General features: G+C 35.3%; 12 protein-coding genes and 2 pseudogenes. 6 read left to right on the forward strand and 8 right to left on the reverse strand.

All coding sequences use genetic code 11. The annotated features are described in order from the left end of the window. Nucleotides 1-6: 6 nt before the first annotated feature. The 8 genes from DFR57_RS02770 to DFR57_RS02805 all read right to left on the reverse strand — a co-directional run bounded on the left by DFR57_RS02770 (nucleotide 7) and on the right by DFR57_RS02805 (nucleotide 8,699). Nucleotides 7-987 carry an ABC transporter ATP-binding protein gene (locus tag DFR57_RS02770; protein ID WP_114351627.1) on the reverse strand — a complete coding sequence of 327 codons (981 nt, stop codon included), beginning with the start codon at nucleotides 985-987 and terminating at the stop codon, nucleotides 7-9. Nucleotides 988-1,005: 18 nt separating this feature from the next. After that, entirely contained in the window at nucleotides 1,006-1,905 is a 900-nt protein-coding gene (locus DFR57_RS02775) for an ABC transporter permease (protein ID WP_114351628.1), read from the reverse strand. 17 nt (nucleotides 1,906-1,922) lie between these two features. Beyond that, a complete protein-coding gene (locus tag DFR57_RS02780; protein WP_114351629.1) occupies nucleotides 1,923-2,873 on the reverse strand; it encodes an ABC transporter permease in 951 nt (316 codons plus the stop codon). 158 nt (nucleotides 2,874-3,031) lie between these two features. Further along, the gene (locus DFR57_RS02785) at nucleotides 3,032-4,630 is read right to left on the reverse strand and encodes an ABC transporter substrate-binding protein (protein WP_114351630.1); all 1,599 of its coding nucleotides are present in this window, start codon (nucleotides 4,628-4,630) and stop codon (nucleotides 3,032-3,034) included. 183 nt (nucleotides 4,631-4,813) lie between these two features. Continuing rightward, the gene (locus DFR57_RS02790; protein WP_114351631.1) at nucleotides 4,814-5,548 is read right to left on the reverse strand and encodes an IucA/IucC family C-terminal-domain containing protein; all 735 of its coding nucleotides are present in this window, start codon (nucleotides 5,546-5,548) and stop codon (nucleotides 4,814-4,816) included. Nucleotides 5,549-5,558: 10 nt separating this feature from the next. After that, nucleotides 5,559-6,584, reverse strand: a complete 1,026-nt coding sequence (locus tag DFR57_RS02795; protein WP_114351632.1) for a FecCD family ABC transporter permease — start codon at nucleotides 6,582-6,584, stop codon at nucleotides 5,559-5,561. Nucleotides 6,585-6,587: 3 nt separating this feature from the next. Continuing rightward, nucleotides 6,588-7,589 (reverse strand): FecCD family ABC transporter permease, encoded by a 1,002-nt coding sequence (locus tag DFR57_RS02800; RefSeq protein ID WP_245937365.1) that lies wholly within the window; start codon nucleotides 7,587-7,589, stop codon nucleotides 6,588-6,590. Between the two features lie 90 nt (nucleotides 7,590-7,679). Further along, nucleotides 7,680-8,699: an ABC transporter substrate-binding protein gene (locus DFR57_RS02805; protein ID WP_114351633.1), complete on the reverse strand. Its 1,020-nt coding sequence runs from the start codon at nucleotides 8,697-8,699 to the stop codon at nucleotides 7,680-7,682. A 352-nt stretch (nucleotides 8,700-9,051) separates the two neighbouring features. On the opposite strand from DFR57_RS02805, the gene DFR57_RS02810 reads away from it, so the two are divergent. From DFR57_RS02810 to DFR57_RS02835, 6 genes and pseudogenes are all read left to right on the forward strand, one after another. Then, entirely contained in the window at nucleotides 9,052-9,435 is a 384-nt protein-coding gene (locus tag DFR57_RS02810) for a VOC family protein (protein ID WP_114351634.1), read from the forward strand. A 531-nt stretch (nucleotides 9,436-9,966) separates the two neighbouring features. Beyond that, a pseudogene (locus DFR57_RS02820) lies at nucleotides 9,967-10,865 on the forward strand (PhzF family phenazine biosynthesis isomerase). 111 nt (nucleotides 10,866-10,976) lie between these two features. Further along, nucleotides 10,977-11,117 (forward strand): hypothetical protein, encoded by a 141-nt coding sequence (locus DFR57_RS18425; RefSeq protein WP_245937366.1) that lies wholly within the window; start codon nucleotides 10,977-10,979, stop codon nucleotides 11,115-11,117. Nucleotides 11,118-11,138: 21 nt separating this feature from the next. Then, nucleotides 11,139-11,426: pseudogene (locus DFR57_RS18430) on the forward strand (GNAT family N-acetyltransferase); the annotation flags it as partial. Between the two features lie 763 nt (nucleotides 11,427-12,189). Continuing rightward, complete coding sequence (locus tag DFR57_RS02830) at nucleotides 12,190-13,056, forward strand: ABC transporter ATP-binding protein (RefSeq protein ID WP_114351636.1); 867 nt, start codon at nucleotides 12,190-12,192, stop codon at nucleotides 13,054-13,056. A 20-nt stretch (nucleotides 13,057-13,076) separates the two neighbouring features. After that, nucleotides 13,077-13,850, forward strand: a complete 774-nt coding sequence (locus DFR57_RS02835) for an ABC transporter permease (protein ID WP_114351637.1) — start codon at nucleotides 13,077-13,079, stop codon at nucleotides 13,848-13,850.

The raw sequence follows: 13,850 nt of genomic DNA on the forward strand, positions 1-13,850 counted from the left end.
ACTCCTCTAACCAATCTTTTTATAATGCCAGCAACGTACATGTTTTTCATCACGATCATGCTCGAGTACAGGATGCTCTTGTTTACATAGCTCATCTGCAAATGGACATCTCGTTGAAAAGCGACAAGCATTTGGCACTTGATCTAAACTAGGAACGGTTCCTTCAATAACAGGTAAGGAATCCTTGCGATCTCCGTCTAATTGTGGAATTGATTGAATTAATCCTTTTGTATAAGGATGAAGTGGATTCGTAAATAAGCTTTCTGTATCAGTTATTTCCACAATTTCACCTAGATACATCACAATTACTTTACTACATAGCTCTGAAACAACACCTAAGTCGTGTGTAATAAACATAACCGCCATGCCCATATCCTTATTTAAATCACGAATTAAGTCTAAAATTTGTGCTTGAATGGTTACATCGAGTGCAGTCGTAGGCTCATCAGCGATCAATAATGATGGCTGACAGGATAATGCCATCGCAATCATTACCCGCTGTTGCATACCTCCTGAAAGCTGATGCGGAAATTCATTTACACGTTTTTCTGGCGCTGGAATTCCAGTTAACCTGAGCATCTCTACAGCCTTTTGATGTGCTTGTTTTTTCGTTACTTTTTGATGCAATCGAATGGTTTCTGCTATCTGATCCCCGACAGTATAAACCGGATTTAAAGAACTTATCGGGTCCTGAAAGATCATGGACATATCATTACCACGGATTTTTTGCATGCGCTTCTGCGGCATATGTAAAATGCTCTCATTATTAAACAAAATATCTCCTTCATATTCCACCAAGCGTTTTTCATCGAAAAGTCGCATAATAGATTGCGAGGTTACACTTTTACCACAACCTGATTCTCCTACAACCCCAACAATTTCACCAGGAGCTATGGAAAAGCTAACATCGTCAACTGCTGTGACTCTACCTCTTTCGGTATGAAAATGCGTGCGTAAATTTTTAACTTCTAATAAAGGGTTAGTCATACAAGGAACCTCCTCTCGTTATTTTTTTCCTTTTGTTGCGTGTGGATCTATCACATCACGTAGTCCGTCCCCTAATAAATTCAAACCTAAAACAGATAAAACAATCATGATACCTGGAAAAACAACCATCCACCATGCTTGAAAGACGAGTAATTTCCCGTCATACAAAATATTTCCCCAGCTTGGATCAGGGGCTGGAATTCCAACGCCTAAAAAGCTCAATGCCGCTTCTGTAATGATTGTTTCTGCAAAAATAAAGGTAGCTTGGACAATCAAAGGTGATATGGTGTTAGGTGCAATATGTTTCCAAATAATCCGAAAACTACTTGCACCCTGTGCATGCATCGCTTCAATATACGTTTGTTCTTTAATAACAAGTGCAGAAGAACGCACCACTCTGGCAATATTCGGAGTAAAGACGATACTCAGCGCGATAATTACATTCGTAGTAGAAGGTCCTAATGCTGCCATTAAAGCAATCGCTAATAACACACCAGGAATAGACATAAGGCCATCTGATATACGCATTAATACATGATCTAGCACACGATAATAGCTGGAATATAGTCCAATAACTAAGCCTAAAAAAGAAGTAATAACGGTAACTGCTAGACCCACCCATAAAGAAACTTGAGCCCCATGAGCAATACGCGATAATAAATCTCGTCCAAATTCATCTGTACCAAGTAAGTGACTCATACTAGGAGCTTGTAAACGATTCGCGACTTCCATCTCTACTGGTCCATATGGAATAACGAGTGGTCCAATAAATGCTAATACGAGAAGAAGAAAGAAGATGATTGCTCCAGTTACAAAGAGGGAGCTTGATGAAAATCGGCGTAATAGTAATTTTTTCTGTCGTTGGCGAAAGCTTCTCATTTCCTGCGTGAAAGAAGCTTCTTTTTTAAGTAAAGCCATGCATCTAATCCCCCTCTCTATTTTTTATCTAGACGCACTCTCGGATCAATGACTCCATATAGTAAATCTACAATTAAATTTATAAATACATAGATAAAAGTAACAATCAGAACAACACCCTGGATCACCGGGTAATCACGACGCTCCACGGAATTAATAATTAATTGCCCAATACCTGGAATGTTAAAAATCGTCTCTGTTACTACAGCCCCAACAATAAGAGTTCCAAATGATTGTCCGATAACAGTTAAAATAGGTAAAAAAGCATTTCTAAAGGCATGCTTTAAAATTACACGACGTTCTACAACCCCTTTTGCTCGAGCGGTTTTTATATAATTACTATTTAACACCTCTAGCATCGATGCCCGAGTCATTCTTGCGACTAAAGCTGCTTGAATCGCACCTAGAGAAATGGCTGGTAAAATTAGAAACTTTAAATGTGTAAAGAGTCCATCGCTTAAAGGAGCATAGCCCCCTATTGGTAACCATTGCAATTGTACACCTACAAAAAGCATTAATAGTAACCCTAAGATAAAGCTAGGAACAGCCATACCTAAAAGCGAAATACCCATCAAGGACTGATCTAACCATGATCCACGCCTGTAAGCTGCAATAATTCCGATCGGTATAGCAATGATTAACGCAAAAATTTCAGCGAAAATAGCTAATGACAGGGTAGGTCCTAAATGATTTATAATAGCTTCTTCCACCGTTTCTCGCATAAAATAAGACGTTCCCAAGTCACCAGTTAAAGCGCCCATAACCCAATTTGTATATTGCTCTATAATCGGTTCATTCAAACCAAGCTGCTCACTTAAGGATTCAATTTGTTCTTGTGTCGCTTCTTGCCCTAATATAATTGCAGCAGGATCTCCTGGTGTAATATGTATGATGGAAAAAATAACGACAGATACCACAAATAAGACCGGTATGAGTGATAATATTCTTTTAATAATATAAGCAAACAAAGGTGACAACCTCCTTTCTAACAGTTTAGCACAACCCTTAAATATAATAGAAATGGCAGAGGTAGAAAAACAGAAGAATAATAGAATTAACCATTATTCCCTTCTGTCTTTTACGCAATGCCATTTCAGTCATTTCATTATTCAGTTATCACACTTTTTTATTCACTAACCGTTGTATCCCAAAGGATTGGTGCTTGGAAAGGTTCAAAGCCTTGTACGTTATCTGAAGTAGCAATAATGTCTTTTTGGTGACCAAATACAGTGGTTGATAAAGAGTCATATAAATAACCCTGTAATTCATCCCAATTTGCATAAGCATCTTCTGGTGTTTCTGCTGTTCGAACTTCAGCAAGCATCTCCTGCGCCGTTGGATCATCTAGCCCAGCAAATCCAGGGTTTAATGCTAATAGCTGTGCAGGGATTGTTACGTAGCCTGTACCTGCAGCAAACATATCCCACTCAGATGGTTGATTTTTAAGTTCTAGGAATGTAGCTAAATCATAATTTTCTACCTCTACATTCATTCCGAGCTGGTTCAGTTGTTCTTGGACTACAATCGCAGCGTTATACATATAACCATAATCTCTTGTGGTAATAATCGTAATTTGTTCACCGTCATAACCTGCTTCATCCAATAATTCTTGTGCTTTTTCTGTATCATTAATATTGTAACTATCCATGCCAGCTTCACTCGCCCAGTTCACTTGATTTAAATTCATATGTCCCGGGTTTAATTCATACACATCTTCATTCATATAGCTTGCTTGCATAATTTCATCAATATTTAAAGCGGTATTTATTGCTTCACGCATTTTTTGATCCGCCATTACACCTTCATTGGTGTTATAAAACCATGTTAATGTACGGTTAAAGTATAGATGTGTGTTAACACCTTCCATAGATTCTACCTGCTCATAGGTTTCAAACGGAATTTCATCCGCTATATCATACGTGCCAGTCTGCAGACCAGCTACACGTGTAGAAGGATCAGTCACGATTTCAAAGTAAATATCATCAACCAAAGCTTCTTTTTTACCTGATAGTCCGCTTCTTTCCGATTCTAAAGCTTGATAATCTTCAAATTTTGACAGGTGAACATATTGATCTTGTCTCCACTCCTCAAATTGGAATGGTCCTGTTCCGATATATTCTGTTACCCCAGTTTCGTCTGCTGATTCAATTACTTCTTTTGGCATAATTGCCGGGAATTCACTTTGACCAGCCATAATATCGAGTACATCAGCCGCGCGTTCTTGTAGCTGCAACGTAACTTCATTTTCTCCACTTTCTTCAAAGCTAGCTTCTTCTAGTAATAATTTAGCACGAGAAGAAGTCTCTAACCAACGGTTCATAGAAGCTACAACGTCTTCAGTTGTTAATTCTTCTCCATTATGAAAAGTAATTCCCTCACGTAGCGTGAATGTATAAGTTGTTCCGTCATCACTCATATCCACCGATTCTGCTAGCATAGGTACCGGTTCATAATTTTCATTTAACGTGACTAATGTTTCATAGATATGTCGCGCAATATTTAATGCCGCAGTAGAAACTGTCATTTGCGCATCCAATGTTGGTGGTTGTGCAGGAATTGCAATACTTAACTCACCGCCCGTTGCACCTTCACTCGCTTTCTCTTCTGTTTCTTCCGTATTATTAGATTCATTTGTCTTTGTCTCTTCTGAATCATCGCTACATGCGATTAATACGAGAGAAAGTACGATCATTAAGCTTATCATTCCAAACCAACGCTTTCTCATAAAATTGCCCCCTAAAATATATTTCTTGTTAAATCCTTAGTTCTTTTGTCGGATTTACTGTTATAAAAATAGTAGCCTATATTTATCTCGATGTCAAAGAAATAATCTGGGTTTTTCGACAGAAGATGACAAGTTAATTTGCGATAAATATAGAATTGGGAATTTTGAACACTATTTTTCTAATTATATAAGCGGACAATTGAGACAGCACTTCTTTTCAGGCCTGTTTTTATCCAATTGATGGAAAAGGCAACAGGTTTTTCGTAGCGGATTTTCTTCTAAGTCTATTCCTATTTTTAAAAACGATGTCAGCGGATTCGTGTTTAAATGAAATAAAGCACCGTCTGCATACTTCAGGTATTCAAAATCCTGGTAGATCCGTTCTATTGTAGCTGCATCTAGATCACGCGCTAGCATTTTTCTATAAATGGAATTAATTCGTACAGCTATATTTTCCCAAAGTATAGCTGATTTTATACGTGAAACCTCCTGTAAGTTCGCTATCATGGGAGTGATATTTTCTGAAAAAAGAGTGTAGAAAAGTTCATATCGTGATTCTGTTCTATCTTGATCCTTTAAATCTTGCACTATTCTAGCACTGTTTGATAGATATAGTTTCCCCTCACTGTTCCAACTCACTTTATGTATTGGGAGGTGCATTGCCTTGTTATGTAGCGCTAATGTATAAAGGCTAGAAGAAGCAACCATTAGCGCATATCGTTTAGAAAACATGGAGGCAGCGACAACGATATTGGGAGCACCCCAATTCACCATTTGTTCTTTCAAAAAAGATACACAGATATCCCTTTCTAACAAATGCTTCATCACCAATCCTTCTCCACGCTCAAAATCTAATTGGAATGCTTTTAATTCTTGTCTTAAGTCTTCCCTCAATTCACTCAGTCCCTTGTTAAACATTAAGATAACATCACATATGACGATTACGATATAGTAAATAGATAAAAAATGGAGCACCAATTCCGGCAGTGAAAACACCAGCAGGAATATCTAATGGTAAAAAGGCAGTTCGTGCGATCAAATCTGACACCATCACCATTAGTCCTCCAATTAACCCGGCGATCGGAACTAATAGATGAAATACATTCGGTGCTAGCTTTTTAGCTATATGGGGCGCTATCAATCCTACGAATCCAATACCTCCAGCAAAAGCTACTGCAGAACCTGCCAATACCACACTGACAAATAGTAAGGAGAATCGAATTACTTGAACATTTACACCCAAGCTAGTAGCAAGTTCATCACCTAACTCTAGTACTCTGATTGTTCTAGCAAGTAAAAATGCTAATGGGATAAACACTACCACCCATGGCAGGATCCCAATTACATCCTTCATCGTTGCACCATATAAGCTTCCAGTTAACCACAAATAAGATTTCGTAGTGACTGCTGTCTCACTTACGACAATCATCATCATTACAAATGCTTTCATGGCAGCGGCGATTCCAATACCAACCAACACGAGTCGAATCGGAGTCACACCCTGCTTCCATGCTAAAAGGTAAACCAGAACAGCTACAACCAATGCCCCGGACATGGAAACTAAAGGTAACCAAGATATACTAATGGTGCCTGCAAAGAACACTATAAAGGTGATCGCACCTACTGACGCTCCTGCTGTAATTCCAATAATATCTGGTGATGCTAACGGATTACGAATAATCGATTGTAAAATTAGTCCGGAAACACTTAAAGCCGCTCCAACTAAAAATGCTAAAATTAAGCGCGGTAATCGAAGCATATTGATGGTAAAATCATACTCTCCGCCACCTTGACCTAGAAAGTGCCCCCAGATTTCTATTGGTGAAATGTAGGTGCTTCCCACTGAAAGACTCACGATTGTAACCATAAATAAGCATGCTAATAAACTTAAAATAATCCATGTTATTCTATTTTTAAAAAGATGAAATAAAGGTTGAGATTGCTCTTTTTTCATAAGCTACAACCTCCTTCTAGCAATGTATATAAAAAATGGTGTACCAATAAAAGCCGTCATAACACCAATGGGTACTTCTTGCGGCATAATGATAAAACGTGCTGCCACATCCGCAAATAACAGTAAACTAGCTCCAAACAATGCGCTATACGGTAATACCCAGCGATAATCTGGCCCAATTAAGCCACGCACCATATGCGGAACAATTAAGCCGACAAATCCAATCGAACCACCAATCGCTACCGATCCCCCGGCAAGGAAAACGACGATTATTCCAATCATTATTTTGAGTACAATGATTTTTTGACCAAGTCCCTTTGCTACATCCTCACCCGATAAAAGAACATTTATCGAACTACCCAGTAGCATAGCTAGCACTATCCCTGCCAGTATAAAAGGCAAAACTGGTAAGACCATGTCCAAATTTCTACCTGCAACAGATCCTGCTAACCAAAATAGGATGCTTTGAATCCTTTGTTCATCTATGACTAATAAACCTTGTGTAAAAGACACAAATAACGCAGAAATAGCTGCCCCAGCAAGGACTACTTTGATAGGAGCAAGACCACCACTACCTAAAGAGCCTAAAACATATACAGAAATAGCTGCAATTCCAGCGCCTATAAAGGCAATCCACATATAATGAACGAGTGAATTTACTGAAAAAAAAGTAGCTGCAAAAACAATGAAAAAAATCGCACCAGCATTGATTCCAAATATATCAGGTGCAGCAAGAGGATTTCTGGTTAAAGCTTGCATCATTGCACCAGCGATAGCTAGACTACAACCGATTATCGTAGCGACGATAGCTCTGGTTAAACGCGAAGTCATGACAATAATATGTTCCGTCACCGTCTCATCATAATGAAAAATAGCATCTAAGGTCATAGACACAGAGATCGATGTTTGGCCAAGCGAAAGGCTTAACATAAAGGCAAATAAAAAAATAAGAAAACTGATTATAAGTCCTATCCATTTATATTTTTTTCTAAATAAAGGATTCATTAGTAGTGAACACCCTTTTCATACGTCATATTCCTATTCAAAAAGATAAAGGTAGGAGAAAGTTGCTCATCCTACCTTGTGATAATCTATTTATTTTTCTAAATCAAATCGGTCGTATAAATCATCTAACATCAAATTAGCAGCTTTAATCCCACCGGCCATGTTCCAAATAATCTCATCTACTTGATGCACTTCATCATTTTTAACAGCATCTAAATCCTTCCACAGTGGATGCTCTGTCCATTCTTTATATGTAGACTCCACTGCTGGATCATCCTCCATAAACAGATAAAATACATCTGCATTCATTTCAGTAATACTTTCTTTATCCGTTAGCTTTAATACATCCTGCGAATCGTCTGATAATTGCTTTGGTCCCTTAAATCCTAATTCACTTAAAATTGAACCAGCAAAACCAGTTACATAGATTCTAGCGTGATCAGCCCTGAAATTTAATACAGATGCATGAAACGGCCACTCGTCTTGGTACTTCTCTTCGACTTTGCCTTTAAAGTCTTCTACTCTATTATTCCAGTCATCTAGGATTTCAGTAGCTTTCTCTTCTTCCCCCATCGCTTCACCCATCAAGGAGACAGTCTCCTTAAACGCATAAACAGTCTCATGTGACACTGTTGGAGCGATAGCTGAAAGCTGATCATAAATTTCTTCATGGCGGATATTAGAAGCAATAATTAAATCGGGCTTCAGGTTTGCAATTTCCTCTAAATTTGGTTGTGTTTCCTGTCCTACAACCGTAACATCAGTTAAATCGTCCTTAAGATAATCATAAAATGGCTGTTGCAACCACGACTCTACTGCACCAACTGGTGTGATACCAAAAGCAACAGCGGCATCAGTTGCACCTTGATACAACGTGACAATTCTTTCAGGTTTTCCTTCGATAGTAGTGGTACCCATTGCATGCTCTACTTCCCGTGTATTAGCTGTTTCCTCTTCTTCATTTGAATCAGTTGCTACCGTGTCATTTTCTTCCTCTTCGTTCGCTTGAGATTCATTATCTTCATTTCCACAAGCAGCAAGTAGCAGCATGGAAAGTAATAAAATCGTCAAAATATTAAAAATATTTTTTCGAAACAAAAATTTAGTCATCTTTTCTCACCTCCTAGTAATAATAATGATAATCATTATCAATACAAATTAGTATATATCAATTATTATTTACTTTGCAAGAGGTTTTTAGAAATTTTTATAATAAAAGGAAAAGTCTATCTAATCAAACGCATAAAAATATAAGATAGAAGAAACCTCTTTTTTTAAGTATAAATTTTTATCTCCTTAAACAGATGAACAGTAACTCCCTTTCTTATCACTGCTGAATTAATTAACAATATAAGGTATAATTCATTTTATAAAAAACCAATCTTGCCAGCGACTTTTATAGTGAAAATAGGCTCGCAAAAGAAGCATTTAAGAAGCTGCGCAACATTTAAGGAGAAAGAAAATGAAAAACCTCTTCATAGACTCTCACTGTATCTTTCCAACACCAGATATAATTCAAACCGCAAACTTTTATGAGCATAAAATAGGATTTAAGGCTGTTCATTATTTGAATAGTAGCGAACCTCATATTTGTTTATACCTTGATGCAGTAGAGATTATTTTAATAGAAACGAACGGACAGAAGGTAATTCCGAATAGGGAATTATATGGCTCCGGCTACGATGCTTACTTTATCACCAAAAATCAAGAGGAACTTCAAGAACAGTTGGTCAAATCTAAAGTGACGATAGTTCGGTCTCTACATAATACTGATTATAATAATAAAGAATTTGTAGTTGAAGATATTGACCGGAGATGGATAGCCTTTGGGATTAAAGAAGCGTGAGAACAGAAGTATAATTTAAAAAACTAATGAAAAAAAGTTGTTATTACTGCAGAAATATAGAGAGAATACTAAATCGGAAATGCAATGACTTTTAAAACATTAAGCCTTAAACTATGAAACATATTTTCTGGTAATACTGCGATTTGAGGTGAAATATATAATGGCGTCAAAGCTTAGAAAGAGAAATTTAATATACCTAACCTGGTTAGTTATGTTATCTACTTACGGTATATATTATTTTATTGGTTATTTGTTAAATACTGATATATTAAATGCTATAACTCCACACAAGAATGGATTTTCTGTCAGTTTTGTTGGAGTTTTTCTTTTAATTGGCACTTCATGTTTTCTTGTATATGTTATCGACAACTATTGGAAAAATAAAAAAATATCTTAATACATTGCAAACTATAATCTGAAGTAATTGCTGAACAAAAGGTAATCATCTTTTAATTTAAATATAGACCAGAGAAGTTTGCCGAAAATTCATGCTAAATAATTAAAATTCTATTAAAAATTGGGGGATAGATTATGAAATCAGTATTGGTTTATCATTATGATGCTTTTAGTAAAGAGCCTAATAAAGGAAATCCTGCAGGAGTAGTGTTGAATGGTAGTGACTTAACAGTAGCAGAAATGCAGAAGATTGCTTTCAAAGTTGGATTTAATGAAACAGCTTTTCCTATTGAATCAGAGGTAGCGGATCTAAGAATTAGATTTTTCACACCGGGGCATGAAATGGATTTATGCGGACATGCAACAATCGCTACTGTGTTTGCTTTAACAACAAAAGGACTATTAGGAGATAAACATGAGTTAACAATTGAAACAAATGCTGGGATTCTTCCAATTGAAATTAATAAATCTATTGGTGGTGAAATATCTATAACGATGAAACAGGCTTCTCCCCAATTCAAGGAATTCAGAGGTTCAAAAGGAGATTTAGCGAACGCAATTGGGTTAAAAGAGTCAGATCTTCATCCTGAGTTACCTCTTCTTTATGGAAGCACAGGCACTTGGACTTTGCTCGTACCGATTAAACGACTTAACAGTTTTCAAAAAATGAACCCACATAATAAACAATTTCCGGCAATTTTAAAAGAAATGCCTCACGCCTCGGTTCACCCATTTTGTCTTGAAACCTATGATACTAATGCTGATATGCATGCCAGACACTTCTCCTCCCCTTATTCAGGAACTATCGAAGATGCGGTAACCGGAACCGCTTCAGGAGTGATGGCCGCTTTTTATGCAACTTACATTAAAAACAATAGGAAAGAACCATTAATCCTTACAGTGGAACAAGGCCATGAAATTGGAAAAATGGTCAGGTGGTTGTCCAAGTTTCAAAAAATAAGGAACTTTTTGATGTGAGAATTACTGGAAATGCAGTTTATGTGGAGCAATTTAATATTCTGTTAGAGGATTAATAGTTTATGAATTTGTGCACGATAGCATTTTCCCAAAATTAAGGATCTCACCATTAGTATATGAACTAAGCAGTTTTGCGGTAGAAAAAAGAGAATAAATGAGGGGTTAGCTTGATTAAAGAGATTTGTATAAGTGAAAGAAAGAATGCTGAACAAGTGTTAGGCATCCAAATTCCAGCCTATAGAGTAGAAGCTGAATTGATCGGTTCTTATGACATACCTCTACTAAAAGATACCGTGGATACATTGTAACAATGCAACGAAAATTTTTATGGTTATTATTTGAATAATGAACTTTGCGCAGTAATTTCAATAAAACTAGACAATAAGGTGGTTGATATTCATCGGTTAATTGTTCACCCAAATCATTTCGGGAAAGGAATGGCTCAAGCACTTTTGAATCTTCTCGAAAGCACCTTTGACTTTAGAACTATACAAGTAGCAACAGGCTCTAAAAATACTCCAGCAGTTAATTTTTACATAAAGAATGGATTTGAAAAAACAAGAGAAGTCACAGTAAATGATCAAATTTCGCTAACTTTTTTTGAAAAGAGTCGATAATTTTCCATTAAAGTAATAGAAGTTATTCCATCGATATACGGCTACCATTTTTATTCAATACCTTAAACTACTGGTAATAACTAAATTTGATTCTTTTTTTAAAATTATTCAGTCTTTGTTATCTGGTAAGGCTCAATTACGCTTTCTTTTCATAATGCTCAATTATAAAATATATTATTAACGTAACTATTCCCAATGCTGTAGCTAAATAGCTTGAAATATAATTTAACGCGGGTAAACAAAAAATTATTATTAGCAATAGAGTTGTTATAATCCTTAGTATATTGTTTTTAACAAACTTTTTCATTCATACTCACCCATCTTTTATCTTATTAGAATCCTAGTTTACGAACGCGAATAGATAATTGAAAGCTTTCCACTTCACTTATAATATTGATTCAGCCCTCACTATAAACCTTCTATATTATTCCTTTAATTCCCTTTTAATTTAACAATATTCTCATGTGTCGGACCACTACACTAAAAAAATATATAAGCAAATAGTCTTCACCATACAGCAATTGATACATTTGCTGCATGGTGAAAGTTTTTTTAAATCTTATTTAAATTCGGAAGATTATAAACTATCGATTTTATTTACCAGATAAAGCGTCAAAATCATATCATAATCGAAAAATATTAATTAGAAAAACTTTCAACATAATTACCAATTAAATCACAACTGGATTAATTGTAAATATAAGGTATAATTGGAACTAGAAAACCTCTATCTCCAGTTGTTATAACGAAAGGAAGAATAGAATTGGAAGTTCTTGAACTAATCGATATCCATAAAAACATTAAAAGCCACAAAATATTAACTGGTATTAACTTAAAAATGAATACTGGAGAAATCATTGGATTAATCGGCTCAAATGGTGCTGGTAAGAGTACACTTTTAAAAATTATCAGTAATTTATTAAAACCCTCTGAAGGTGAAGTACTAATAAATAATATAAATGTACATGATAATTTTCAACAGGTAGCAAACGAAATTGGTTACCTAATCGAAGAACCGGTTTTATATCCATATTTAACCGCAAAAGAGCACCTTCATTTGGCTTTGAAATTACATGGTAAACCTATAAATGATAAGCAAATAAACAGTCTCGCTACTATGTTAGACATCACCCCTTTTTTACATAAAAAAACTAAGAATTATTCCATGGGAATGAAACAAAAATTAGGAATTGCATGCGCAGTTATCCATAATCCTGATATCGTTATTTTAGATGAACCTACTAACTCTATCGATATTAAGGGAATAAATTTAATTAAAAAGTTCATTCTACAACTCAAAAGTCAAGGAAAGCTTGTTATTGTCTCCAGTCATTTATTGCAGGAAATCAAAAATATCTGTGATCACTATATTATGATTGAAAACGGAGAATTGATAAATACTGATTCACTATCTACTGCAAAATCTCAACAATATCTAATTTACTTTAAAGAAACACCAGAAACACAAAACAAATTGGAACCCTATTATCCGCTACACAAATCAAAAGAGTGTATATCGATAGAGATTTCACATACCGACTTAAATAGTACGTTGAAATTTATAATGGATAATAATATTCATATTTCCGATATTGAAAAAGTTGAACTTTCATTTGAGAATTTTTTATAAAACAAAAGAAGGTGAATAGTTTGATAGAGGTAATGAAAATAGAACTTTATAAGATCATAAAATCTAAACAATACATATTTTTAGTTGTTTCGTTATTTTTATTTATTATAGTTGCACTATTATTTATGTTCTATAATAGAGATCCAAATGAAATCAATTTATTTTCTTTGATATATCAGGTATTTGCCTTTAATTCAGATATATTCTTTCCAACAGTTTCTATCGCGTTTTTTTCTTCCATTATTACGAAAGAATTTCAAGATAAAACTATAAAAATGGTAATTGGATCTGTTTATACAAGACAAAATATAATTATTGGTAAATTTTTAGCATCAAGCATTGTTTTCTCTGTTGCTTTTTTGATTACAGTTTTGACAGCTTTCTTCATAGCATATTTACTTCCTATCAGTTCCATTATCTATATTGATTATGAACAACTAGGTACGTTGAATGTATTTGGCCGGATGATGTTAATTACATTATCCACATTAGTATTTTTAATATCGTTTGGTTCTTTTGCATTTTTAGTTGCTTTAATAGTTCGAAACCAAGGTTTGACCATGCTAATTGCTATAGGTTTATTAATGTTCTATATACTAATTCCTTCTCCAGATTGGCTTACAGACTATATTTTTATTGGTAAGGGGGTAATGTTTTATACTGCATTTTCTTTTCTTGAGATCCCTTATCTTGAAGCTATAAAAACAGTTCTAGTGTGTATCTTGTATTTACTGACTTTTATTATTTGTAGCACGATTTTTTTTAACAGGTTTGAATTAAAGGATGGTTCATAA

Source organism: Saliterribacillus persicus, assembly GCF_003337485.1.
Classification (GTDB): Bacteria; Bacillota; Bacilli; order Bacillales; family Amphibacillaceae; genus Saliterribacillus; species Saliterribacillus persicus.